This is a genomic window from Pseudomonas sp. MPDS (assembly GCF_013283895.1).
In the GTDB taxonomy this organism is placed as follows: Bacteria; Pseudomonadota; Gammaproteobacteria; order Pseudomonadales; family Pseudomonadaceae; genus Aquipseudomonas; species Aquipseudomonas rhizophila.
In genome coordinates, this window is record NZ_CP054128.1 from 4,238,757 (window position 1) to 4,262,697 (window position 23,941).

Genomic DNA, 23,941 nt, shown 5'->3' on the forward strand with positions numbered 1-23,941 from the left:
GAGCTTGCTCGCGATAGCGGTGGTTCAGATGTTGAAGATGTTGGCTGTGCCGCCGTCATCGCGAGCAAGCTCGCTCCCACATTGCCCTGAGGTGAGCGCTGGATAGGTCTGCACCCCGAATCTCCTGTGGGAGCGAGCCTGAACTGGTCAAGTAATTCTGGACACCAGTTAAGGTTTCACGCCGCCAGTTTCTCCATGGCTACCGGCGACCGGTAGTCGTTGTAGCTATGGAGCCTGACGTTGTTGTATCGCATCACATAACGTTGCACATCCACGCGGGCTTCATGCTCCGAGCTGTAGCCATCGTCTGGCACCCACTCTGATTTCAGGCTCCCAAAGAAACACTCCATCGGGGCGTTGTCCCAGCACTCACCTTTACGACTCATGCTGTGCAGGAGTCCATGCTTGCGCATCTCATTCCTGAATTTGTGGCTGGTGTATTGGCAACCTTGGTCAGAATGAAACAGCACCTCTTTTGGACAGCCTCGCAATTGAACCGCCATTCGCAACGCTTCGCAGGTCAGCGTGGCATCGGAAATCATTGAAAACGACCACCCCACGATCCGGCGAGCAAACAAATCCAACACTGCCGCGAAATACATCCAGCGCTTACCCACCTTGATGTACGTCACATCTCCACACCACACCTGGTTGATCGCCGTGACATCAAACTTGCGCTTGAGCACATGCGGCGCTACCAGCGCTTCCACGCCGGAAGATTTGTACTTGTGCCGCCGCCGCTGATGACTGGCAACACCGGCTTCGCGCATCAAACTGCGAGCCAGATGTCGCCCGACACGATGCCCCTTTGCTTGCAGTTCCTTGGAAAGGGTGCGAGACCCGGCGGATGCTCTGGATTCCTTGTGATGCTCGACCAGCACGGCTTTGAGTTTCTCCCGCTCAGGCTTCACCTTGCCTTGGCGCTGACGCCAGGCGTAAAAGCTGCTGCGGTTGACCCCAAACGCCCGACAGCAATTGTTAACGCCGTACTGCTCGTCCAGCTCGTTGATCAACGAGAATGATCTTTGGAGTCCAAAAGCAGGAGAGCACTGGCCTTTTTTAGGATTTCAATGTCCAGGTCTTTTTGCCTGAGCAACGCTTTGAGCTGCTGAATCTCTCGCTGATCGGCGGTAATCGCCTTAGCCCCCTCGGGGGTCGAACCCAAGCGCTCTTTGCGAACCTGGTCGACCCAACGGCGCAAGGCGGTAGGGCCAATATCCAGGCTGGCACAGACTTCGGGAACGGACTGGCCCTCGTCCAGCACCATGCTGGCAGCCTTGAGCTTGAACTCACTGGAATAAGATTTGCGCATATCCAAACACCTCAGATTTGGGCGCCATCATAGCGCCCGATTGAAGTGTCCAAAATCATTAGGCCAGTTCAGCCTGCTCGCGATAGCGGTGATTCAGATGTTGGAGATGTTGGCTGTGCCGCCGTCATCGCGAGCAGGCTCGCTCCCACATTGCCCTGAGGTGAGCGCTGGATAGGTCTGCACCCCGAATCTCCTGTGAGAGCGAGCTTGCTCGCGATAGCGGTGGTTCAGTTGTTGGATATCTTGGCTGTGCCGCCGTCATCGCGAGCAGGCTCGCTCCCACATGGCCCTGAGGTGAGCGCCGGATAGGTCTGCACCCCGAATCTCCTGTGGGAGCGAGCCTGCTCGCGATAGCGGTGATTCAGATGTTGAAGAGGTTGGCTGTGCCGCCGTCATCGCGAGCAGGCTCGCTCCCACATGGCTCTGAGGTGAGCGCCGGATAGGTCTGCACCCCGAATCCCCTGTGGGAGCGAGCTTGCTCGCGATAGCGGTGGTTCAGTTGTTGGATATCTTGGCTGTGCCGCCGTCATCGCGAGCAGGCTCGCTCCCACATGGTCCTGAGGTAAGCGCCGGATAGGTCTGCACCCCCGCATCTCCTGTGGGAGCGAGCCTGCTCGCGATAGCGGTGGTTCAGTTGTTGGAGATGTTGGCTGTGCCGCCGTCATCGCGAGCAAGCTCGCTCCCACATGGTCCTGAGGTGAGCGCTGGATAGGTCTGAACCACAAAACCTCCTGTGGGAGCGAGCCTGCTCGCGATAGCGGTGATTCAGTTGTTGGAGATCTTGGCTGTGCCGCCGTCATCGCGAGCAGGCTCGCTCCCACATTGCCCTGAGGTGAGCGCCGGATAGGTCTACACCCCGAATCTCCTGTGGGAGCGAGCCTGCTCGCGATAGCGGTGGTTCAGATGTTGAAGAGGTTGGCTGTGCCGCCGCCATCGCGAGCAGGCTCGCTCCCACATGGCCCTGAGGTGAGCGCTGGATAGGTCTGCACCCCCGAATCTCCTGTGGGAGCGAGCCTGCTCGCGATAGCGGTGGTTCAGTTGTTGGAGGTCTTGGCTGTGCCGCCGTCATCGCGAGCAAGCTCGCTCCCACATGGCCCTGAGGTGAGCGCAGCATAGGTCTGCACCCCGAATCTCCTGTGGGAGCGAGCTTGCTCGCGATAGCGGTGGTTCAGTTGTTGGATATCTTGGCTGTGCCGCCGTCATCGCGAGCAGGCTCGCTCCCACATTGCCCTGAGGTGAGCGCAGCATAGGTCTGCACCCCGAATCTCCTGTGGGAGCGAGCTTGCTCGCGATAGCTGACTAACCGGTAGACACCTTGTCACTTTGAAAATCCCTCACCGGCGTACGCCGATCCGTGGTGCTGCCGGTCAACAACGAATAGTCAAGGCTGCGCTTTTGCAGCTCCTCCTCAATCAAGGCCAGCATTGAGGTGAACTGGGAAAACAACAGAATCTTGCGCGAATAGCCCTTGCTGGCAGCAGGAAACCTTTGCGCCCGTTTTCACTGCCTGTTCCGCTAGCCAGCCATCAATACCCGCGCCAACGTCGACTTCACCTTCCCCATCCCGTCATGCAGCGCCTGCTCGATTTCCGCCATGGTGATCACAGCCGTGGACTTTCCCGCCGCCGGATTCACCACCAGCGCCAGGCAGGCGTAATCGAGCTCCAGCTCACGGGCCAGCGCCGCTTCCGGCATGCCGGTCATGCCGACGATGTCGCAACCGTCGCGCTCCAGGCGGGCGATTTCGGCCACGGTTTCCAGGCGCGGGCCCTGGGTGCAGGCGTAGACGCCATGGCTGCTGTAGCCACAGCCTTCGGCGGCCAGGGCGGCGATCAGTTGCTGGCGCAGCGCCTCGCTGTAGGGGTAGCTGAAATCAATGTGGGTAACCGCCTCCAGGTCATCGGCAAAATAGGTGTGCTGACGGCCGCTGGTGTAATCGATCAATTGGTGAGGCACGCAGAAATGCCCGGTCCCCATCGCGGCGTGAATCCCGCCCACGGCGTTGACCGCCAGGATCGCCTCGGCGCCGGCCTGCTTCAGGGCCCAGAGATTGGCGCGATAGTTCACTTGGTGAGGTGGAAAGCGATGAGGATGGCCGTGACGGGCCAGAAACAGCACTTCGCGCCCGGCGTAGTCACCGATCTGCACCTCGGCCGATGGCGCACCATAGGGCGTTTCTACTGCCAGGGACTGGCGAATGGTCAGACCTTCGAGTTGGGTCAGGCCAGTGCCGCCGATAATTGCGCAAACGGTCATGACAAACGTCCTTAATCGATCAGTTGGGCGGCTTTCAGCGCGCTGATTGCCGTCAGCCAGCGTGGGTCCTGGCGGTACTCGGTGGAGGCGAAGGCCTGCCCGCGCATGCGTGCGATGCGCGCCGATGGTTTGACCTTCAACTGCTGGGCGGCGCTCAAGGCCAGTTCGGCGGCGGCGCGGTCGTTGCACACCAGCCCCATGTCGCAACCGGCCGACAACGCCGCCTCGATACGACTGGCGGCATCACCCACCACATGAGCACCCGCCATCGACAGATCATCGCTGAAGATCACACCATCGAACTGCAATTCGCCACGCAGAATGTCCTGCAGCCAGCGCCGGGAAAAACCGGCTGGATTGGCATCGACCTGCGGATAAATGACATGGGCCGGCATGACGGCCGCCAGTTGCTTGCTCAGTTTGGCGAACGGAACGAGATCGTGGGCGCGGATCTGTTCAAGGCTGCGCTCATCGTTGGGAATGGCCACATGGGAATCGGCTTCGGCCCAGCCGTGGCCGGGGAAATGCTTGCCGGTGGCAGCCATACCGGCGGCGTTCATACCCCGAATGAAGGCACCTGCCAGCAGCGCTGCGCGCTCGGGGTCGCCTTCGAAGGCACGACTGCCGACCACCGCGCTACGTTGATGATCGAGGTCCAGCACCGGGGCAAAACTCAAATCGAGGCCGACCGCCAGCACTTCAGTGGCCATGATCCAGCCGCACTGCTCGGCCAGGTATTCGGCATTCGGGTTGTCGGCAATCGCCCGCATTGCCGGCAAACGCACAAACCCCTGGCGCAGGCGCTGCACACGCCCGCCTTCCTGATCGACCGCCAGCAGCAGGTCGGGGCGGATGGCGCGAATCGAGGCGCTCAGCTCGCGCACCTGGCGTGGATGCTCGATATTGCGAGCAAAAATGATCAGGCCACCCACTTCGGGCTGGCGCAACAGGTGGCGATCTTCGGCCGTCAACCAGGTACCGGCGACGTCCACCATCAACGAGCCTTGCAGGCCAGCAGTCATAATATTTCCTTGATAACAATGAACCCGCACAGCGGCGCACGCACGACCGCGCCGCCGGGCTCCAGGCCCGGCAGGTCACGGTTATGCAATGAAATATAAAGCGGGTTCGAAACGAGAGTCGGCATGGGCCGCTAGCTTAGCGGATGTAGGCAGCCGCGCCCACCCGTGCACTCAGGCCTTGGCGAGCGCCGGGGTTGATTTGCTGCGCGGGCGCAACTGCGCGGCAGCCATGGCCTCATCGGTGACGCCACTTTCGGCGCGCATGCCAGCAGCCAGGAATGGCACCATCAGACGCATCACTTGCTCAATCGAGGTATTCACACCGAAATCGGTTTCAGCGATGGCCCGCAGCGCCTTGATGCCGGACATGCTGAAGGCAGCGGCGCCGAGCATGAAATGCACGCGCCAGAACAACTCGATCGGCGGAATGCGCGGCGCGGCCTCGTTGACCAGAAGCATATAGCGGCGGAAAACCTTGCCGTACATGTCTTCCAGATACCGCCGCAGGTGGCCTTGGCTCTGGCTGAATGCCAGGCCCAGCAAGCGCATGAAAATGGAAAGGTCGTTACCGCTGCGTGGCTGCACGACAAGGGCTTGCTCGACCAGGATCTCCAGCAGCTCTTCCAGGGTTGGCTTGACGTCAGGCTTGGCCTGACGCCGCTCCAGCTCACGATCCAGGCTGACACAGAAAGGCCCGAGGAAACGCGAGAACACGGCCTGGATCAGCGCTTTCTTCGAACCGAAGTGATAATTCACCGCCGCCAGGTTCACCCCGGCCTTGCTGGTGATCAGACGCAATGAGGTTTCAGCGAAACCTTTTTCCGCGAACAATTGCTCGGCAGCATCGAGAATGCGTTCTACGGTTTCCGACTGGGCCATGGCTACTCCGCCTGACAAACACTTGTTTGAAACATACGTTTCAGCCTTGGGGTTGTCAAGCCTGCCGGGACGTTTTGCGAACGCTCGGTCAGATATTTAACCACACCTGCGGCCCGCTGTAGCCCATGACGTTTTTGCGGCCCGACCGACCGTCCAGCGGCCTGTGCGAAAAGGAGGATTGCCAAGCCGCGCCCACTGTATATAATCCCAGTCACTGTATAAAAAGACAGAGCGATCAATATGCTAAAGCTGACGCCACGCCAAGCAGAGATTCTAGCCTTCATCAAACGCTGCCTCGAAGACAACGGCTACCCGCCGACCCGCGCGGAAATCGCCCAGGAACTGGGCTTCAAGTCGCCCAACGCGGCTGAAGAGCACCTCAAGGCGCTGGCTCGCAAGGGCGCTATCGAAATGACCCCGGGCGCGTCCCGTGGCATTCGCATCCCCGGTTTCGAGGCCAAGGCCGACGAAACCACCCTGCCGATCATCGGCCGGGTAGCAGCAGGTGCTCCGATCCTCGCCGAGCAGCATGTCGAGGAATCCTGCAACATCAACCCATCGTTCTTCCATCCGCGAGCTGACTACCTTCTTCGCGTGCACGGCATGAGCATGAAGGACATCGGCATCTTCGACGGCGATCTTCTTGCGGTCCACACCACTCGCGAAGCCCGCAACGGCCAGATCGTGGTGGCGCGAATCGGTGATGAAGTGACCGTCAAGCGTTTCAAGCGCGACGGCAGCAAGGTCTGGCTGATTGCCGAGAACCCCGAGTTCGCCCCCATCGAAGTCAATCTTAAAGATCAGGATCTGGTCATCGAAGGCTTGAGTGTCGGCGTTATTCGCCGCTAAAGGAGGCTTTATGCAGTTCCCACACACACCACAACACACTCAACTTCCGCTGTTCGAGGCGTTCATGGCCCAACCGCTGGTTCCCGCCCTCAAAGAGGTGATCGAGTCACCTTGGGGCGCCGAGCCCGAAGCCTTCAGCGAACTGTCGTTACGTGGTGCCGCCGGGAACTGCCTGAACCTGCTGGCGCCGATCCTGCGCGAGCTGAGCCAGGACCAGGACGCTCGCTGGCTGACGCTGATCGCACCACCGGCCAGTGTCACCCAGGCCTGGCTGCGAGATGCGGGCCTGAACCGTGAGCGCATCCTGCTGCTACAGCCGCGGGGCACTCAAAGCGCCCAGCAACTGACCTGCGAAGCGTTGCGCCTGGGCCGCAGCCATACGGTGGTCAGCTGGCTCAATCCGTTGACCACGACCGCACGGCAACAGTTGATCAGCGCCGCGCGCACCGGGGACGCACAAAGCCTGAATATTCGATTGGGCTAAAAAACTCAGGGCTTCTCCAGGACAGAGAAGCCGGCTAGGAACACTATCGTCCAAAAAGCCGACAGGCGGGATCAATGAAGAACCCGCGGCCCCTCTTCCTTGTTGAATTCGCCTTCAACCAGACGACCTGCCATCTGCACGCCCACACTCAACATCGCCTTGGCGACTTCGACGTGCTGGCCTTGCAGGAAGGCCTTGGCGTCCTCAGAGAAGTTCAAGGTAACCAGAGAACCCTCGTCCTCGGCCCTGCGCAGCTCGATGCGGCCATCAGGAAGTTCGACAATTTCTAGAAAGGACGTTGGCATAAAAGTCTGTTCTCCACGAAAGGCGAGGATTATATAGTCATCGGCCAGGCTTCGCTCGGGATCTTGACCAAGCGTTATGGGCGAATATTACGGATCGAGGGAAAACTCAGCACTCGTTCAGCCCTTCGCGAAAGCGGATTGCCAGGCTCTTGAGGTTCTGACGCCAGCTTTCCAGCTCCTCTCGGCTCAACGCCTGCTCGGGCTCTTCTTCGTCCAGATTGACCGCCATGATCAAAGGTTGGGTCACGTCGCCCTTAGGCTTGCGAGGAGCACGGGGTGGCTCGAACAGTGCCGCGTGTGCCGCCAACAGTTGCGCCAGCCAGGTTTGCGGGTTGTGCGCCAGCTCGACCATTTCGGCCAGTTCCGGAATGGCGACGGTTTCCAACACTTCTTGTGTCAACAACAGTTCGGCCCGGGGCGCATTTGCCTGCGGCAGACGGTAGAAACCGGCAATTTCGTGGCAAAGCCCCAACAACGCGCCGTACAGATGAAACAGCGCTGATTCGCGCCCAGCCTGGGTCAGCGCGGGGGAATTCATCGCACGCCCATCCTCTGCCCTGGCGAGCGCTTCGAGCGACAGGCCGGCGAAATAAATTTTCTGATTGGTGCGGGTGTAGAGTTCGTGGGCCATGGCGGCATTCTCCCCAACGAAATAAAAGCTTCACGCAAGGGCGACAGTGTCGTGGAACAACCGAGGCCACTGCAAGGCAAAAACAAAAAGGCCGCATGAAAACCTACGGGTTGTCATGCGGCCTTTTGTTTACTTGAGGCTATTGGGACGGCTGCGCCCGAAATATCGGACTGGTCCAGCGGGAGCAAGCTCCCTCGCCACAGGGAGCCCTAAAGCAAGCCCCCCCCTCTTCAGACAAGCCTTTGCGATCAGCGCTTGTCTTCAACCGTCCATTTACCGCCGTCGTAGTACGCCTTCCAGCCGGTTGGCTTGCCGTCGACTTCGGTCTGCACGTACTGCTCCTTGGTCTTGCGGCTGTAACGAATCACCGCCGGCCGACCCTCCGGATCCTTCTGCGGAGCTTCGCAGAGGAAATGGTACTTCGGATCGATTTCGTCCTTGTGCGGCACGATCTCCAGCACCAGCGGCGCACGGGTCTCGCGGTTTTTCGGGAACTGGCTCGCCGCCAGGAACAGGCCGGACGCGCCGTCGCGCAGGATGTAGGTGTCGTTGACCTTCTCGCACTTGAGTTCAGGCATCTTCACCGGGTCCATCTTCGGCGGCGCCGCATCACCGCTCTTGAGCAGTTTGCGGGTGTTCTTGCAGGTCGGATTGGTGCAGCCGAAGAACTTGCCGAAGCGGCCGGTCTTGAGCTGCATCTCACTGCCACACTTGTCGCACTCAAGGCTCGGACCTTCATAGCCCTTGATGCGATAGGTGCCCTCTTCGATCTCGTAACCGGCGCAATCGGGATTGTTACCGCAGATGTGCAGCTTGCGCTTCTCATCCAACAGGTAGGCATCCATCGCTGTGCTGCAGATCGGGCAGCGGTGCTTGCCGCGCAGCACCAGGGATTCCGATTCACCCTCGTCGTCCGCGGCGATTTCGTCGCCCGGCACCAGGTTGACCGTCGCCTTGCAGCGCTCCTTGGGAGGCAGACTGTAGCCCGAGCAACCCAGGAACACGCCAGTCGAGGCGGTACGGATCTGCATCGGACGACCACACGTCAGGCATGGGATGTCGGTCATGACGGGCTGGTTGGCCCGCATGCCGTTCTCGGCACTTTCGGCTACTTCGAGCTTTTTCTTGAAGTCGCCATAAAACTCGTCGAGGACGTTTTTCCAGTCCCGCTCACCCTGGGCCACATCGTCGAGGTTCTCTTCCATGCCGGCGGTGAAGCCGTAGTCCATCAGGTTGGAGAAGCTCTCGGACAAACGTTCGGTGACGATGTCGCCCATCTTTTCCGAATAGAACCGACGGTTGTGCAGCGCCACGTAACCGCGGTCCTGGATGGTGGAAATGATCGCCGCGTAGGTCGAAGGACGACCGATGCCACGCTTTTCCATTTCCTTGACCAGGCTGGCTTCCGAATAACGGGCCGGCGGCTTGGTGAAGTGCTGGGTCGGATCAAGCTCGATCAGCTTCATCACATCGCCCTGGGCCATGTCAGGCAGGACGTCGTCGTCACCCGGCTTGGTGATTTGCGGCATGACGCGGGTGTAGCCGTCGAACTTCAGGATGCGGCCCTTGGCGCGCAGCTCGAAGTCGCCAGCACCGACGGTGACCGTGGTCGACAGGTATTGCGCCGGCAGCATCTGGCAGGCCAGGAACTGGCGCCAGATCAGCTCGTAGAGGCGCTCGGCATCGCGCTCCATGCCCGACAGCTTGCTTGGCTCGGTGTTGGCATCGGAGGGACGAATCGCTTCGTGAGCCTCTTGTGCGCCTTCCTTGCTGCTGTAGACGTTCGGCGTCTCCGGCAGGTATTTCTTGCCGAACTCGCTTTCTATATAAGTGCGCGCCATTGTCACGGCATCGGCCGAGAGGTTGGTCGAGTCGGTACGCATGTACGTGATGTAGCCCGCTTCGTACAAACGCTGAGCCATCATCATGGTTTTCTTCACGCCGAAACCCAGGCGGTTGCTCGCGGCCTGTTGCAACGTGGAGGTGATGAACGGTGCCGACGGCTTGCTGCTGGTCGGCTTGTCTTCGCGCTTGACGATGCTGTAGCTGGAAGCCTTGAGCTTCTCCAGCGCAGCCATGGCCTGGGCTTCGTTGAGCGGCTTGAAGGCTTCACCCTTCTCGCGCGCCACGTCGAAGCGCACGGTGGCGCCCTTGGCGGTGCCGAGGTCGGCGTGGACTTCCCAGTATTCTTCAGGGATGAACGCACGGATCTCCCGCTCGCGCTCCACCACCAGCTTCACGGCGACCGACTGCACACGCCCGGCCGACAGGCCACGGGCGATCTTGGCCCACAGCAGCGGCGAAACCATGTAGCCCACCACGCGATCAAGGAAGCGCCGCGCCTGTTGGGCGTTGACCCGATCGATGTCCAGCTCGCCTGGCTGGGAGAAGGCCTCCTGGATGGCCTTCTTGGTGATTTCGTTGAACACCACGCGCTTGTAGCGGCTGTCATCCCCACCGATGGCTTCGCGCAGGTGCCAGGCAATGGCTTCCCCTTCGCGGTCCAAGTCCGTCGCCAGATAGATGGTGTCGGCATCCTTGGCGAGCCGACGCAGTTCTTCGATGACCTTTTCCTTGCCCGGGAGGATCTCGTACTTGGCTTTCCAGCCGTGTTCCGGATCAACCCCCATGCGCGAGACCAGCTGCTTGCGCGCCTTGTCCTTGGGCGACAGCGCCGGCGCTTCACCGGCAGCAGCCTTGCCGCGCTTGGCGGCTGGCTCCTTGCTGGCGCTAGCCGAACCGCTGGTGGGCAGGTCTCGGATATGGCCGATACTCGACTTCACCACGTATTGGTTGCCCAGATACTTGTTGATGGTCTTGGCCTTAGCCGGGGATTCCACAATGACCAGCGATTTGCCCATGGATCAGAAAATTCCTGAATTCTAAAAAGTGAAAGGCGGTTGGCGCCTGACGCGGCACCGCTATATATAGTGGCTGCAAGGTGAGGTCAAGCGCAGGGTTGCCCCGGTATCGGCCTCAAGGCTTGGAAAAAAGGCTCTCTTCGGCCTGCACCAAAGCAAAGCGTGGCACCTGCTCGCCGTCAACTTCGACAGACTCCTGAAACATGCTCAACGGTCGTACCCAAAAGCCGTAATCGCCATACAGGGCTTGATAGAAGACCACTTCTTCCTCGGTCTCGGAATGCCGCGCGATGCTGAATACGCGGTACTGCGGACCTTTGTAATGTTGGTAGAGCCCAGGTTGTATCGGCATGCTTCGGCCCTCGCTCAAATATTTTTTAAATAAAAACAAAATCTTTTTTTCTAAACCCGGAAAAACAAAAACCGGGGCACTTGGCCCCGGCTTCCATCGACGTAACGCTTAGACGCGTTCGAAGACAGTGGCGATGCCCTGGCCGAGGCCAATGCACATAGTGGACACCCCAAAGGTGCCGCCGTTCTGCTTCATGACGTTGAGCAGCGTGCCGGAGATACGCGCACCGGAGCAACCGAACGGGTGACCCAGGGCGATCGCGCCGCCGTGCAGGTTAACCTTCTCGTTCATCTTGTCGAGCACTTTCAGATCTTTCAGCACTGGCAGGGCCTGTGCGGCGAAAGCTTCGTTGAGCTCGAAGAAGTCGATATCGGAAATACTCAGACCCGCACGCTTCAAGGCTTTCTGCGTCGCCGGTACTGGACCATAGCCCATGATTGCCGGATCAACACCGGCCACGGCCATCGAACGAATCACCGCCATCGGCTGGATGCCCAGGTCCTGGGCACGCTGGGCCGACATCACGATCATGCACGAAGCACCGTCGGTGATCTGCGAAGAAGTACCGGCTGTCACGGTGCCGCCCTTTGGATTGAAGGCCGGCTTGAGGGCTGCCAGGCTTTCCAGGGTGGTTTCCGGACGAATGGTTTCGTCGTAGTCGAACAATTTCAGGAAACCGTTCTCGTCATAGCCCTGCATCGGGATGATTTCGTCCTTGAACTTGCCTTCCACGGTCGCCTTGTGGGCGAGCTGGTGGGAGCGCACGCCGAAGGCGTCCTGCTGTTCGCGGGTGATGCCGTGCATTTTGCCGAGCATTTCCGCGGTCAGGCCCATCATGCCCGAGGCTTTCGCCGCGTACAGCGACATGTGCGGGTTCGGATCGACGCCGTGCATCATGCTCACGTGGCCCATGTGCTCGACACCGCCGACGACGAACACATCACCGTTGCCGGTCATGATCGCCTGAGCAGCGGTATGCAGCGCGCTCATGGACGAACCGCACAGACGGCTGACGGTCTGGCCGGCCGCGGTGTGAGGGATCTGGGTCATCAGCGAAGCCATGCGGGCGATGTTCCAGCCCTGCTCCAGGGTCTGGTTCACACAGCCCCAGATTACGTCTTCGACTTCGTTGGGGTCGACCTTGACGTTACGTTCCAGCAGCTTGCTGATCAGGTGCGCCGACATGTCTTCGGCGCGGGTGTTGCGGTGCATGCCGCCCTTGGAGCGGCCCATCGGCGTACGACCGAAGTCGACAATCACGACGTCTCTAGGATTCAAGCTCATAAATGTTCTCTCGCTCTAGTCGTTGGGCGCTTAACCGAAGAAGCTCTGGCCGTTCTTGGCCATTTCACGCAGCTTCGCGGTCGGGTGGTACAGCGCGCCCAAATCAGCGTACTGGTCTGCCAGGGCAACGAACTCGGCCACACCGATCGAATCGATGTAGCGCAGCGCACCGCCACGGAATGGAGGGAAACCGATACCGTAGACCAGACCCATGTCGGCTTCGGCGGCGGTTTCAACAATGCCGTCTTCCAGGCAACGCACGGTTTCAAGGCACAGCGGGATCATCATCCAGTTGATGATGTCCTCGTCGGTGACTTCGCGCTGCTCGTAGACGATCGGCTTGAGCACTTCCAGCACCGACGAATCGGCCACTTTCTTCTGCTTGCCGCGCTTGTCAGTCTCGTAGGCGTAGAAGCCCTTGCCGTTCTTCTGGCCCAGGCGCTTGGCTTCGTAGAGCACGTCGACGGCCGACCGGCGGTCGTCTTTCATGCGGTCTGGGAAGCCTTCAGCCATGACGTCACGACCATGGTGGCCGGTGTCGATGCCGACCACGTCCATCAGGTACGCCGGACCCATTGGCCAGCCGAATTTTTCCATGATCTTGTCGATGCGCACAAAGTCCACACCGGCGCTGACCAGCTTGGCGAAACCGCCGAAGTATGGGAACAGTACGCGGTTGACCAAAAAGCCCGGGCAGTCGTTGACGACGATCGGGTTCTTGCCCATTTTCTTGGCGTAGGCCACGGTGGTGGCGATCGCTAGTTCGCTGGACTTCTCGCCACGGATCACTTCCACCAGCGGCATCATGTGCACCGGGTTGAAGAAGTGCATGCCGACGAAGTTTTCCGGACGCTTGAGGGCCTTGGCCAGCAGCGAGATGGAAATGGTCGAGGTGTTCGAAGCGAGGATGGTGTCCTCTTTGACCTTGTCTTCGACTTCAGCCAGTACCGCCTGCTTGACCTTCGGGTTCTCGACAACGGCTTCGACCACCAGGTCGACATGGCCGAAATCGCCGTAAGACAAGGTCGGACGAATGCCGTTGAGCACTTCGGCCATCTTCGCCGCGGTCATGCGACCTTTATCGACGCGGCCAACCAGCAGCTTGGCCGCCTCGGCCAGGCCTTGCTCGATACCGTGCTCGTTGATGTCTTTCATCAGGATCGGCGTGCCTTTGGACGCCGACTGATAGGCGATACCGCCACCCATGATACCGGCGCCGAGTACGGCGGCCTGCTTCACGTCACGGGCGATTTCGTCGTAGGCCTTGGCCTTTTTCTTCAGTTCCTGGTCATTGAGGAACAGACCGATCAGGCTTTGGGCAGCCGAGGTCTTGGCCAGTTTGACGAAGCCGGCGGCTTCGACTTCCAGGGCCTTGTCGCGACCGAAGTTCGCGGCTTTCTGGATGGTCTTGATCGCTTCGACCGGCGCCGGGTAGTTCGGGCCTGCTTGACCTGCGACGAAACCCTTGGCGGTTTCGAAAGCCATCATTTGTTCGATGGCGTTGAGCTTGAGCTTTTCCAGCTTCGGCTGGCGCTTGGCCTTGTAGTCGAACTCGCCACTGATGGCGCGCTTGATTGTTTCAAGGGCCGCTTCCTGGAGTTTGCCAGGCTCGACCACGGCATCCACGGCGCCGACTTTCAGTGCGTCTTCTGCACGGTTTTCCTTGCCGGCGGCAATCCACTCGATGGCGTTGTCGGCACCGATCAGGCGCGGCAGACGCACGGTACCGCCAAAGCCCGGGTAGATGCCCAGCTTGACTTCCGGCAGGCCGATCTTGGCCGTGCTGGACATGACGCGGTAATCCGCTGCCAGGCACATCTCAAGGCCGCCACCCAGGGCGATGCCGTTGATGGCCGCGACGGTCGGTACGTTGAGGTCTTCGAAGTCGCTGAAAATACGGTTCGCTTCAAGGTTGCCAGCGATCAGTTCGGCATCGGGCAGCTTGAAGTTATCGACGAATTCGGTGATGTCGGCGCCGACGATGAAGACGTCCTTGCCGCTGCTGACGATCACACCCTTGATCGAAGCATCTGCCTTGATAGTGTCCACAGCCTGACGCAGTTCATTCAGGGTTAGACGGTTGAACTTGTTGACGGACTCACCCTTGAGATCGAACTTCAGTTCGACGATGCCACTTTCAAGAGCCTTAACCGTGATGGCTTTACCTTCGTAAATCATCAACTGATCTCCACGATATGGAAGCTGAACAGTACACGTTGAACGCTGACTGCTGGTTCGGCATTGACGTTTACCGCCGATGCTACGCCAATCCGCCAGGCACACCCGTCAACGCGATAGTCGGGGTTCTGTAGGAACGTTCGGAAAATACAAACGCTCAATTCATACGCCCGTTTGATTTGGGTACGCCACCTTCACGGAATTTCCGACAATTGTCAATCGCCCTAAACAGGGGCTTGAACGCGACTTCCCGGTCATTTGCGTACCGCACGGATCCCAACACGGCGCTGCATGTACAGCCATTCACAGGATCAATAATTAGAAAAGTCGCCCTAATTCCAAGCGCGCTGGATTCAACCGACTACTCTGTCGGGAGCGCGATTGAAGATTTTGAGCAAAGGACGTTACGAACGAACGTCCGGATAGGCGTTTTGATTACCGGCCTGCCTGGCCAACCCGCCCGATGAGACTGTCGGGCTTTTTTATGCCTCAGGCCAGCGCCTTGAGCACCGCGCAAATATCCTGCAACACAGCGGCTTCGCCCTTCTCGCCCCAATACAAGGCGATCATTTGCCCATCGGCCTCGATTTTGTAGACGTTGGCTGGCAATTTTTCGAAATGATTGAGCAACGACTCATCCTGGCAGACTTCGCGCCACTGATTGACCCATACGCCCGGCGCGGTTTGCCAGTAGGTCCAGATAGCCGGCTGCTTGCCCCGTCGGGGCCGATGGTACTGGGCGCAGGGGTTTGGCGCCTGCTGCCCGAGCCAGTGGGGCCACTCCTGCGGAGCCAGTTGCATGGCCAGGCCAAGGCGTCGCGCCTCCATGCGCAACGCCATGCGACCGCTCTGAACACGGGACGGGCGCAACCATGCCAGGGGGCTTAATACCACCAACAGGATTGACACCACTATCCAGACCGTCATATTCGTACTCCCCGAATTCTGATGAGCCCATTGACGATTGACCCACGTCGCCGTCGATGCGCTTGAAACCAGCCATACTTACCGTATCGCAATTCTCTGGAGTGCCTTCCATGTACTACGAACACGTCCTGGTCGCCGTCGACCTCACTGAAGAATGTGATCCCGTCGTCAAGCGTGCTCTGGCCCTTTGCGAAGGTCGAGACACCAAACTGTCGCTGGTTCACATCGTCGAACCAATGGCCATGGCCTTCGGTGGTGATGTGCCGATGGACCTTTCCCAGTTGCAACAACAACAATTCGATCAAGCCAAGGAACGCCTTGACCGGCTGATCGTGAAATATCCCGCCCTGAAAAAGGAATACAGCCACCTGACCTACGGCCAGCCGCGTCAGGAGATCCATCACCTGGCCAAGGAACAGGGTTGCGACCTGATCGTCGTGGGCAGCCATGGCCGTCATGGCCTTGCACTGCTGTTGGGCTCTACAGCCAACGACGTGCTGCATGGCGCGCCTTGCGATGTGCTCGCGGTGCATCTGGTCAAGCGCACATAAAACCTAAACCTGTGGGAGCGAGCCTGCTCGCGATAGCGTTGGGTCAGCCAATACCCATATTACTGACCCACCGCTATCGCGAGCAGGCTCGCTCCCACAGGGGAATAGCGTTTCAAATAGAAATCCCGGCGTTCATCTCTGAGCACCGGGATTCTTTACAACAGTGGATCAAGCGTCCAGTTCAGCCCAGCGCTCGACCAGCGCATCCAGCTCGGCCTGCAGCTGCTCCAGATGCGCGATCACCTTGGCGGTTTCAGCCGCAGGGCGCTGGTAGAAGCCAATGTCAGCCATTTCGGCTTGCACCGCTGCGATCTGCTGTTCCTTCGCGTCGATATCACCCGGCAATGCTTCCAGCTCACGCTGCAACTTGTAGCTGAGCTTCTTCTTTGCCGGTGCCGCCGCCGGTGCAGCAGCAACCGGAGCAGGCTCGGCCTTGACCACCGCCGAATTCAGGTCGGCCTTGCCGGACTTGCTCTCAGTCACGCCCAGCAAGCGCGGCGAGCCACCCTGGCGCAGCCAGTCCTGATAACCACCGACGTATTCACGCACCAGGCCTTCGCCTTCGAACACCAGGGTGCTGGTCACCACGTTGTCGAGGAATGCCCGGTCGTGGCTGACCATCAGCACAGTACCGTTGAAGGTCAGCAGCACCTCTTCCAGCAACTCGAGGGTTTCCACGTCCAGGTCGTTGGTCGGTTCGTCGAGCACCAGCAGGTTCGCCGGCTTGCTGAACAGTTTGGCCAGCAGCAGACGGGCACGTTCACCGCCGGACAGCGCCTTGACCGGGGTACGAGCACGTTGAGGGCTGAACAGGAAGTCGCCCAGATAGCTCAACACATGGCGGCTCTGGCCATCGATGTCGATGAAATCGCGGCCTTCGGCAACGTTGTCGATGACGGTTTTTTCAAGGTCCAACTGATGGCGCAACTGGTCGAAGTAGGCGACGTCGATCTTCGTGCCCTCCTCCACCTTGCCATTGGTCGGTACCAGACCGCCGAGCATCAGCTTGAGCAAGGTGGTCTTGCCGGTGCCGTTGGCGCCCAGCAGACCAATGCGGTCACCACGCTGCAGCACCATGGAAAAGTCCTTGATCAGGAACGGGCCGCCAGGGTGCGCAAAACTCACGTTCTCAAGAACCATCACCTGCTTGCCGGACTTGTCAGCGGTATCCAGCTGAATATTGGCCTTGCCGGTGCGCTCGCGACGCTCACTGCGTTCCATGCGCAGTGCCTTGAGCGCTCGTACACGGCCTTCGTTGCGGGTGCGACGGGCCTTGATACCCTGGCGAATCCAGACCTCTTCCTGGGCCAGCTTCTTGTCGAACAGCGCGTTCGCGGTTTCTTCCGCCGCCAGCGCCGCTTCCTTGTGCACCAGGAAGCTGGCGTAGTCGCCGTTCCAGTCGATCAGGCCGCCGCGATCCAGTTCGAGGATACGGGTCGCCAGATTTTGCAGGAAAGAACGGTCGTGCGTGATGAACAGCACCGCGCCCTGGAAATCCTTCAGGGCTTCTTCAAGCCAGGCGATGGCGCCGATGTCCAGGTGGTTGGTGGGCTCGTCGAGCAGCAGCAGGTCCGGCTCGGACACCAGGGCCTGGGCCAACAACACCCGGCGACGCCAGCCACCGGACAGCTCGGCCAGGGTCTTGTCGGCCGGCAGTTGCAGACGGCTCAGGGTGCTGTCCACCAACTGCTGCAGGCGCCAGCCATCGCGGGCTTCGAGGTCGTGCTGCACGTGCATCAACTTGTCCAGGTCGGCATCGGTGACGATGTTCTGGCTCAGGTGGTGATACTCGGCCAGCAGCGCGCCGACACCGTCCAGGCCTTCGGCGACCACGTCGAACACCGTCCGCTCGTCGGCCACCGGCAGTTCCTGGGGCAATTCGCCGATTTTCAGGCCTGGCGCGCGCCAGACCGAGCCGTCATCGGGCTTCTGATCGCCCTTGACCAGCTTCATCATGCTGGACTTGCCAGTGCCGTTGCGGCCGATGATGCACACCCGCTCACCACGGGCGATCTGCCAGGACACCTTGTCCAACAACGGCATAGCGCCGAAAGCAAGGGACACATCGCTGAATTTGAGCAGGGTCATGAGCTTCTCCAAAAACCGGGCGCGCATTCTACCTGAGATGAGGCCTCAGAAGTCCGCCAATTTCGCCCTCGAAGCACTCTGCATAACAAATGTTGCGAACTTGCGCGGATGACCCCGCAAAGCTTTCGCCCATTGCTGGCAAAAGGCTAAGCTACAGACAGTTACCCTGGGTCAAACCTTGGGCTTGTCATGTTTTTTTCTGCCCGGACGTATCATGCGCAGTCGCCTTTTCAGTGTTTTATCTTGCTTGTTTGTATGTGCCACTGCCGTTCAAACCGCCCAGGCGGTGGATATCTCCACCCAGCGTCAGTATTACGATGAAGCCAAGCGTGCCTTGGCCAAAGGTGATTCCGGCCCCTATTTTCGCTACAGCCAGGCCCTGCGTGACTATCCGCTGGAACCCTACCTGGCCTACGACGAACTGACCGCTCGCCTCAAGAGCGCCAGTAATGCCGAAATCGAGAAATTTCTCGCCGAACATGGCGACCTGCCCCAGGCCAACTGGATGAAGCTGCGCTGGTTGCGCTGGCTGGCCGACCGTGGCGATTGGGCGACCTTCGTCAAGTACTACGACCCCAAGCTCAACTTCACCGAACTGGACTGCCTCAACGCCCAGTATCAGCTCAGTCATGGCCTCAAGGCCGAAGGCTACGCCAACACCGAAAAGCTTTGGCTCACCGGCAAATCCCAACCGGCCGCGTGTGATGCGCTGTTCGGCCTGTGGGCGACCCAGGGTCAACTGACTGAACAGAAGCGCTGGGAGCGCGCCAAACTGGCCGCCCAGGCCCGCAATTATCCACTGGCTAAAAGCCTGATCAGCGGCCTGAGCACCCTCGCCCCTCGCGGCCAACTGCTGATAGACGTGGCGCAAAAACCGGAACTGCTCAATCAGCCATCGCGTTTCCGTCCGGCCGATGAGCCGATGGCCGATATCGTCAGCCTCGGCTTGCGGCGCCTGGCCCGTCAGGATCCAGAGAAAGCCATGGCGCTGTTGGACGGCTACGCCAGCACCATGCATTTTTCCAAGCCTGAGAAAGTCGCCATCGCCCGGGAAATTGGCCTGACCCTGGCCAAGCGTTTCGACAGTCGCGCCTTGGGCGTGATGACAAAATATGACCCGGAACTGCGCGACGATACCGTCTCGGAATGGCGCTTGCGCCTGCTGTTGCGCCTGGCCCGCTGGGACGACGCCTATGAGTTGACCCGCCGCCTGCCCGAGACGCTGGCCAGCACCAGTCGCTGGCGTTACTGGCAGGCCCGCAGCCTGGAGCTGGCGCAGCCTCAGAATCCCGAGGCGCTGACGCTTTACAAGCATCTGGCCCGTGAGCGGGACTTCTACGGTTTCCTGGCCGCCGATCGTTCTCAATCGCCCTATTCGCTCAACAACAAGCCGCTGGTGATGAGCCAGGCGCTGATCAATAAAGTGCGCAACACACCGGGTATTCGTCGGGCCCTGGAGTTTCATGCCCGGGGTCAGATCGTCGACGGTCGCCGCGAGTGGTATCACGTCACTCGCCACTTCAACCGGGACGAGATGGTCGCCCAGGCGAAACTGGCCTACGACCTGAAATGGTACTTCCCGGCGATCCGCACCATCAGCCAGGCCAAGTATTGGGATGACCTGGATATTCGCTTCCCAATGGCCTACCGCGACACTCTGGTGCGTGAAGCCAAGGTTCGCGGCCTGCATTCAAGCTGGGTGTTCGCCATCACTCGACAGGAAAGTGCCTTCATGGAAGATGCGCGCTCCGGTGTTGGCGCCAGCGGCCTGATGCAGTTGATGCCGGCCACCGCCAAGGAAACCGCACGCAAGTTCAACATCCCGCTGGCCTCGCCCAAGCAAGTGCTGAACCCGGACAAGAACATCCAGCTGGGCGCGGCGTACCTGAGCCAGGTTCACAGCCAGTTCAACGGCAACCGCGTCCTGGCCTCCGCCGCCTACAACGCCGGCCCTGGTCGGGTGCGCCAGTGGCTGCGCGGTGCCGACCACCTGAGCTTCGATGTCTGGGTCGAAAGCATCCCCTTCGACGAAACCCGGCAATACGTGCAGAACGTGTTGTCGTACTCGGTGATCTACGGCCAGAAACTCAACTCGCCGCAACCGCTGGTGGACTGGCATGAGCGCTATTTTGATGATCAGTGAGTGGGCAGCAGCAAGCCATAGGCTTCAAGCGGCAAGTTGTTCCTGAAAAAATGCCCGCATCTTTCGATGCGGGCATTTTTTTGCTCGGTTGCAGACCCTGTGGGAGCGAGCCTGCTCGCGATAGCGGTGTGACAGTCGACCTCATGGTTGCCTATCTGCCCCTATCGCGAGCAGGCTCGCTCCCACATTGGTTTCGGCTCGGCAGGCTCACGGAACAGAATCACCCTGCTGATTGAACTGCAACGCTGCCAATCGCGCATACAGCGCGTTACTGGCCACCAGTTCCTGATGGGTGCCCACGGCGACTACTTTGCCCTGGTCCATCACCGCGATCCGGTCGGCATTTTTCACCGTGGCCAGGCGGTGGGCGATGACCAGGGTGGTGCGATTTTTCATCAGGCTGGGCAGCGCTTGCTGGATCAAGTGTTCGCTTTGCGCGTCGAGGGCGCTGGTGGCTTCGTCCAATAGCAGGATCGGTGCGTCCACCAACAGCGCTCGGGCGATGGCCAGACGCTGGCGTTGACCGCCGGATAACCCCAGACCGCCGTCACCCAGGTGGGTCTGGTAACCCTCCGGCATTTTTTCGATGAAATCGTGGGCATGGGCGATCTGCGCGGCTTCGCGCACCTGCTCGGACGTCGCCTCGGGGTTGCCGTAGCGGATGTTCTCTTCAACCGTGCCGAAAAACAGCGCCGGGTTCTGCGAAACCAGGGCGAAATGGCGACGCAGGTCCAGTGGATCGAGCTGGGTCAGCGGCACATCATCGATGAGAATCCGCCCTTGCGCCGGGTCGTAGAAGCGCAGGAGCAAGTCATACACCGTGGATTTCCCGGCACCGGACGGCCCGACCAGGGCCAGGGTCTCGCCAGCCTGGACGCTCAGGTCCAGGCCGTCGACCGCATAGCTGTCTGGCCGGGACGGATAAGAGAAGCGCACGCCTTCGAGACGCAAATCACCCCGTACCCGCTCAGGCAGAGTCACCAGGCCAGAAACCGGCGGCTGGATGATGTTTTCCGAGCGCAGCAATTCGGCAATGCGCTCAGCCGCACCAGCCGCCCGCTGCAACTCGCCGATGACTTCGCTCAGGGTGCCGAAGGCGCTGCCGACGATCAGGCTGTAGAACACAAACGCCGCCAGTTCACCCCCGGAAATCCGTCCGGCGATCACATCCATGCCCCCGACCCAGAGCATCACCCCCACCGCCCCCAGCACCAGCACGATCACCAGTGTGATCAGCCAGGCCCGCTGGGCGATGCGCTTGCGGGCGGTGTCGAAGGCCTGCTCCACGGTCACGGCAAAGCGCCGTTCATCCTGGACCTGATGGTTGTAGGCCTGCACAGTTTTGATCTGGCCGAGGGTCTCGGAGACGTAGCTACCGACATCGGCAATGCGGTCCTGGCTCTGGCGTGACAGGCTGCGCACCCGCCGCCCGAATATCAGGATCGGCGCCAAGACCAACGGCAGCGCGATCACCACGATACTGGTGAGTTTGGGGTTGGTGATGAACAACAACACAATGCCGCCGACCACCATCAAGGCGTTACGCAAGAATAGCGACAACGACGAGCCGATTACTGACTGCAACAAGGTCGTATCGGCGGTCAGGCGCGACTGGATTTCCGAGCTGCGGTTGTTTTCGTAAAAGCCCGGGTGCAGGTACACCAGATGGTTGAAGACCTGCCGGCGGATATCGGCCACCACTCGTTCGCCAATCCAGGACACCAGGTAGAAACGGGAAAAAGTGCCGATCGCCAATCCCACCACGAGCACCATGAACAGGCCAATGGACTGGTTGAGCAGGTGCGGGGAGCGCGTCATGAAGCCCTGGTCCACCAGCAACCGGATGCCTTGCCCCATGGACAAAGTGATTGCGGCGGTGACGATAAGGGCCAATAAGGCGCCAGCAACCTGCTTGCGATAAGGAGCAATGAAGCCACTGGCCAGGCGTATGGCACGGCGTTGTTGGGAAGAGAGCATCAGAAGCATCCGATAATGCAGCAGGAAATGGACCGCCCGGCGACACCGAAGCGCAGCGGAACTTGGTTGAATCAGAATGAGTCAGGTTAAATATGACCGTAGCGACTAGAGGCTAGATGTTATCGGTCTAAAGTCTGGCTGGAAACGCGACCGTGTTTCTGATTGAGTGGAGCTGTCGCCATGAACCTACAAGGAGTGTCATGGCTCGGTCACCTGGCGACACTAAAATAGGCACACAACCTGATGAGGAGACAGGCCATGTCCTTGCAACACAGCAGCGACGACAAGATTCAAGTGATCCGCACGCAACCGGACCAGTCTCTGGGCTGCTCGTTCATCGACGCCCAAGGGCGCGAAGTACCGATCACCGAAGACATGATCCAGAAAGCCTGCAGCGAGCTGGAAAAACGACTGGTCAAGCCTGCCGAACAAAAGTGATACAGCCCGTCTTCATTGAACCCGACCATGATGTCGGGTTTTTTATGCCCGCAGCCTTTGCGGGCTCCTGTGACCTGGCGCTTGTGGGTTGGCTCTTGTGGCGAGGGAGCTTGCTCCCGCTCGGCTGCGCAGCAGACGCCAGGTTTTGGGCCTGCTTCGCAGTCCAGCGGGAGCAAGCTCCCTCGCCACAAAAGCGATCCACGATTAAAGGCTGGTGGCGCCCAGAGCGCTCACGATCTGTTGCAACGCCGGCGACTGTCCCTCGATGCGAACCTTCAGGCTATCGATCTCCCGACGCGGCGGATAATGCTTGCGCAGGGCATCGAAAGCGCTGCGTTGGTCGCTGACCGTTCCCACCAGGCTGCGACGAAAATCCGCGTCGTCACGACGTGGGTCATACACGCCACGGCACAACATCGCCAGCGCCCAGGCCGGATCAGTGTCAGCGTCCAGCGTGATGCCGCCCAGCCATGGCCGGGGCAGCAGATCGCTCAACCGGACCGCAACCGGTTGCTCGAGGAATGCGCACAAGGATTCGTAGATCTGCGCCGTACCACGCTGGCGACCATCGAGGCTGTAGCCGGCAATGTGCGGGGTGGCGATCACGCACAGGTCGGCCAGATCCGCATCCACGCTCGGCTCATGCTCCCAGACATCCAGCACCGCTTGCAGGTCTTCGCGCTCCAGCAACACCTCGCGCAGCGCCGTGTTGTCGATCACCGGTCCACGGGCTGCGTTGATCAGCCAGATACCGGGCTGGAGCCGGCGCAGGCGCTGCTCATCGAACAGGTGCCAGGTCGGTTGCGCGCCGTCGCGAGTCAACGGTGTGTGCAGGCTGATCACATCGCACTGTTCGATGATCTGTTCCAGACTCACGTAGTCGCCGCCTTCGGTAGCCTGACGGGGTGGATCGCAGACTTTCACCGTCCAACCCAGGCCCTTGAGCACCTCAACCAACCGCCCGCCCACCTGCCCGGCACCGACCACGCCAAAGGTGCGTTGCTTGAGGTCCGCGCCTTCGATTTCAGCCAGGGTCATCAGGCTGCCCAGCACGTAGTCCACCACGCCACGGGCGTTGCAACCCGGTGCGCTGGCCCAACGAATACCGGCCTCGGCGAAATAATCCAGATCCAGGTGATCGGTGCCGATGGTGCAGGTGCCGACGAACTTCACCTTGCTGCCTTCCAGCAGCGTGCGGTTGACCTGGGTGACGGAGCGCACCAGCAACACATCGGCCTGCTCGACCATTGACCGGTCAATCCCCCGGCCCGGAACCCGGCGGATCTCGCCAAACCCTTGGAAAAACGCATCGAGCAGGGGAATATTTTCGTCGGCGACGATCAGCATGGCAGAGCTCCTTTGGCGGGATGGGCAGTGTAGGCGTTCCGTTAGGCCTGTGCATTA

At 60.1% G+C, this 23,941-nt stretch carries 20 protein-coding genes and 1 pseudogene; 5 read left to right on the plus strand and 16 right to left on the minus strand.

What is annotated here, in order from left to right; translation table 11 throughout:
- Positions 1-176 precede the first annotated feature (176 nt).
- The 6 genes and pseudogenes from HQ912_RS18650 to HQ912_RS18665 form a co-directional block, all read right to left on the minus strand.
- Positions 177-1,013: an IS3 family transposase gene (locus HQ912_RS18650; protein WP_260990042.1), complete on the minus strand. Its 837-nt coding sequence runs from the start codon at positions 1,011-1,013 to the stop codon at positions 177-179.
- On the minus strand, positions 1,010-1,312 hold the full coding sequence (locus tag HQ912_RS27880; RefSeq protein WP_047230570.1) for an IS3 family transposase: 303 nt from the start codon (positions 1,310-1,312) through the stop codon (positions 1,010-1,012). The genes HQ912_RS18650 and HQ912_RS27880 overlap by 4 nt, the downstream gene beginning before the upstream one ends.
- A gap of 1,311 nt (positions 1,313-2,623) precedes the next feature.
- Positions 2,624-2,770 (minus strand): annotated as a pseudogene (locus HQ912_RS28155) (hypothetical protein); the annotation flags it as partial.
- A 57-nt stretch (positions 2,771-2,827) separates the two neighbouring features.
- Positions 2,828-3,568: an S-methyl-5'-thioinosine phosphorylase gene (locus tag HQ912_RS18655; RefSeq protein ID WP_173407148.1), complete on the minus strand. Its 741-nt coding sequence runs from the start codon at positions 3,566-3,568 to the stop codon at positions 2,828-2,830.
- An 11-nt stretch (positions 3,569-3,579) separates the two neighbouring features.
- Positions 3,580-4,578, minus strand: coding sequence for a beta-N-acetylhexosaminidase (gene nagZ, locus HQ912_RS18660; protein ID WP_173407553.1), 999 nt, complete (start codon positions 4,576-4,578; stop codon positions 3,580-3,582).
- A gap of 183 nt (positions 4,579-4,761) precedes the next feature.
- Entirely contained in the window at positions 4,762-5,469 is a 708-nt protein-coding gene (locus HQ912_RS18665; protein WP_047227211.1) for a TetR/AcrR family transcriptional regulator, read from the minus strand.
- A gap of 240 nt (positions 5,470-5,709) precedes the next feature.
- Here HQ912_RS18665 and lexA point away from each other — a divergent pair, with 240 nt between their 5' ends.
- Together lexA and sulA are read left to right on the plus strand one after the other, a co-directional pair.
- Positions 5,710-6,318 carry a transcriptional repressor LexA gene (lexA, locus tag HQ912_RS18670; protein ID WP_047227210.1) on the plus strand — a complete coding sequence of 203 codons (609 nt, stop codon included), beginning with the start codon at positions 5,710-5,712 and terminating at the stop codon, positions 6,316-6,318.
- A 10-nt stretch (positions 6,319-6,328) separates the two neighbouring features.
- On the plus strand, positions 6,329-6,802 hold the full coding sequence (gene sulA / locus HQ912_RS18675; RefSeq protein WP_047227209.1) for an SOS-induced cell division inhibitor SulA: 474 nt from the start codon (positions 6,329-6,331) through the stop codon (positions 6,800-6,802).
- 71 nt (positions 6,803-6,873) lie between these two features.
- On the opposite strand, the gene HQ912_RS18680 is transcribed toward sulA, so the two are convergent.
- The 7 genes from HQ912_RS18680 to HQ912_RS18710 all read right to left on the minus strand — a co-directional run bounded on the left by HQ912_RS18680 (position 6,874) and on the right by HQ912_RS18710 (position 15,340).
- Positions 6,874-7,107: a hypothetical protein gene (locus tag HQ912_RS18680; protein ID WP_047227208.1), complete on the minus strand. Its 234-nt coding sequence runs from the start codon at positions 7,105-7,107 to the stop codon at positions 6,874-6,876.
- Positions 7,108-7,213: 106 nt separating this feature from the next.
- Positions 7,214-7,738: a DUF6586 family protein gene (locus HQ912_RS18685; RefSeq protein WP_107322906.1), complete on the minus strand. Its 525-nt coding sequence runs from the start codon at positions 7,736-7,738 to the stop codon at positions 7,214-7,216.
- A 248-nt stretch (positions 7,739-7,986) separates the two neighbouring features.
- Positions 7,987-10,599 carry a type I DNA topoisomerase gene (topA, locus tag HQ912_RS18690; RefSeq protein WP_173407149.1) on the minus strand — a complete coding sequence of 871 codons (2,613 nt, stop codon included), beginning with the start codon at positions 10,597-10,599 and terminating at the stop codon, positions 7,987-7,989.
- A gap of 115 nt (positions 10,600-10,714) precedes the next feature.
- A complete protein-coding gene (locus HQ912_RS18695; RefSeq protein ID WP_047227205.1) occupies positions 10,715-10,951 on the minus strand; it encodes a DUF1653 domain-containing protein in 237 nt (78 codons plus the stop codon).
- Between the two features lie 108 nt (positions 10,952-11,059).
- Positions 11,060-12,235 (minus strand): acetyl-CoA C-acyltransferase FadA, encoded by a 1,176-nt coding sequence (gene fadA, locus HQ912_RS18700; RefSeq protein WP_025212747.1) that lies wholly within the window; start codon positions 12,233-12,235, stop codon positions 11,060-11,062.
- A gap of 30 nt (positions 12,236-12,265) precedes the next feature.
- Positions 12,266-14,413, minus strand: a complete 2,148-nt coding sequence (gene fadB / locus HQ912_RS18705) for a fatty acid oxidation complex subunit alpha FadB (RefSeq protein ID WP_047227204.1) — start codon at positions 14,411-14,413, stop codon at positions 12,266-12,268.
- Between the two features lie 489 nt (positions 14,414-14,902).
- Positions 14,903-15,340, minus strand: coding sequence for a hypothetical protein (locus tag HQ912_RS18710; RefSeq protein ID WP_076385600.1), 438 nt, complete (start codon positions 15,338-15,340; stop codon positions 14,903-14,905).
- Positions 15,341-15,450: 110 nt separating this feature from the next.
- Between HQ912_RS18710 and HQ912_RS18715 the strand changes: the two genes are divergently transcribed.
- Entirely contained in the window at positions 15,451-15,891 is a 441-nt protein-coding gene (locus tag HQ912_RS18715; RefSeq protein ID WP_047227202.1) for a universal stress protein, read from the plus strand.
- Between the two features lie 168 nt (positions 15,892-16,059).
- On the opposite strand, the gene HQ912_RS18720 is transcribed toward HQ912_RS18715, so the two are convergent.
- Complete coding sequence (locus HQ912_RS18720) at positions 16,060-17,979, minus strand: ATP-binding cassette domain-containing protein (RefSeq protein ID WP_076385602.1); 1,920 nt, start codon at positions 17,977-17,979, stop codon at positions 16,060-16,062.
- A gap of 214 nt (positions 17,980-18,193) precedes the next feature.
- Here HQ912_RS18720 and HQ912_RS18725 point away from each other — a divergent pair, with 214 nt between their 5' ends.
- The gene (locus HQ912_RS18725) at positions 18,194-20,122 is read left to right on the plus strand and encodes a transglycosylase SLT domain-containing protein (protein ID WP_076385604.1); all 1,929 of its coding nucleotides are present in this window, start codon (positions 18,194-18,196) and stop codon (positions 20,120-20,122) included.
- A 207-nt stretch (positions 20,123-20,329) separates the two neighbouring features.
- Here HQ912_RS18725 and HQ912_RS18730 read toward each other — a convergent pair whose 3' ends face one another.
- Complete coding sequence (locus HQ912_RS18730; RefSeq protein ID WP_160892048.1) at positions 20,330-22,108, minus strand: ABC transporter transmembrane domain-containing protein; 1,779 nt, start codon at positions 22,106-22,108, stop codon at positions 20,330-20,332.
- A 249-nt stretch (positions 22,109-22,357) separates the two neighbouring features.
- On the opposite strand from HQ912_RS18730, the gene HQ912_RS18735 reads away from it, so the two are divergent.
- Positions 22,358-22,537, plus strand: a complete 180-nt coding sequence (locus HQ912_RS18735) for a PA1571 family protein (protein WP_003199629.1) — start codon at positions 22,358-22,360, stop codon at positions 22,535-22,537.
- A 204-nt stretch (positions 22,538-22,741) separates the two neighbouring features.
- Here the strand turns inward: HQ912_RS18735 and pdxB are convergent, their stop codons facing one another.
- A complete protein-coding gene (pdxB, locus tag HQ912_RS18740) occupies positions 22,742-23,884 on the minus strand; it encodes a 4-phosphoerythronate dehydrogenase PdxB (protein ID WP_173407150.1) in 1,143 nt (380 codons plus the stop codon).
- Positions 23,885-23,941: the final 57 nt, after the last annotated feature.

What these genes read in the sequence shown, in the direction of transcription:
- HQ912_RS18710 (WP_076385600.1), bottom strand. Translation starts at nt 15,340, where the DNA reads ATGACGGTCTGGATAGTGGTGTCAATCCTGTTGGTGGTATTAAGCCCC.
- HQ912_RS27880 (WP_047230570.1), bottom strand. Translation starts at nt 1,312, where the DNA reads ATGCGCAAATCTTATTCCAGTGAGTTCAAGCTCAAGGCTGCCAGCATG.
- lexA (WP_047227210.1), top strand. Translation starts at nt 5,710, where the DNA reads ATGCTAAAGCTGACGCCACGCCAAGCAGAGATTCTAGCCTTCATCAAA.
- HQ912_RS18725 (WP_076385604.1), top strand. Translation starts at nt 18,194, where the DNA reads ATGCGCAGTCGCCTTTTCAGTGTTTTATCTTGCTTGTTTGTATGTGCC.
- HQ912_RS18680 (WP_047227208.1), bottom strand. Translation starts at nt 7,107, where the DNA reads ATGCCAACGTCCTTTCTAGAAATTGTCGAACTTCCTGATGGCCGCATC.
- HQ912_RS18665 (WP_047227211.1), bottom strand. Translation starts at nt 5,469, where the DNA reads ATGGCCCAGTCGGAAACCGTAGAACGCATTCTCGATGCTGCCGAGCAA.
- HQ912_RS18735 (WP_003199629.1), top strand. Translation starts at nt 22,358, where the DNA reads ATGTCCTTGCAACACAGCAGCGACGACAAGATTCAAGTGATCCGCACG.
- pdxB (WP_173407150.1), bottom strand. Translation starts at nt 23,884, where the DNA reads ATGCTGATCGTCGCCGACGAAAATATTCCCCTGCTCGATGCGTTTTTC.
- HQ912_RS18695 (WP_047227205.1), bottom strand. Translation starts at nt 10,951, where the DNA reads ATGCCGATACAACCTGGGCTCTACCAACATTACAAAGGTCCGCAGTAC.
- HQ912_RS18685 (WP_107322906.1), bottom strand. Translation starts at nt 7,738, where the DNA reads ATGGCCCACGAACTCTACACCCGCACCAATCAGAAAATTTATTTCGCC.
- topA (WP_173407149.1), bottom strand. Translation starts at nt 10,599, where the DNA reads ATGGGCAAATCGCTGGTCATTGTGGAATCCCCGGCTAAGGCCAAGACC.
- sulA (WP_047227209.1), top strand. Translation starts at nt 6,329, where the DNA reads ATGCAGTTCCCACACACACCACAACACACTCAACTTCCGCTGTTCGAG.
- HQ912_RS18730 (WP_160892048.1), bottom strand. Translation starts at nt 22,108, where the DNA reads ATGCTTCTGATGCTCTCTTCCCAACAACGCCGTGCCATACGCCTGGCC.
- fadA (WP_025212747.1), bottom strand. Translation starts at nt 12,235, where the DNA reads ATGAGCTTGAATCCTAGAGACGTCGTGATTGTCGACTTCGGTCGTACG.
- HQ912_RS18655 (WP_173407148.1), bottom strand. Translation starts at nt 3,568, where the DNA reads ATGACCGTTTGCGCAATTATCGGCGGCACTGGCCTGACCCAACTCGAA.
- fadB (WP_047227204.1), bottom strand. Translation starts at nt 14,413, where the DNA reads ATGATTTACGAAGGTAAAGCCATCACGGTTAAGGCTCTTGAAAGTGGC.
- HQ912_RS18715 (WP_047227202.1), top strand. Translation starts at nt 15,451, where the DNA reads ATGTACTACGAACACGTCCTGGTCGCCGTCGACCTCACTGAAGAATGT.
- HQ912_RS18720 (WP_076385602.1), bottom strand. Translation starts at nt 17,979, where the DNA reads ATGACCCTGCTCAAATTCAGCGATGTGTCCCTTGCTTTCGGCGCTATG.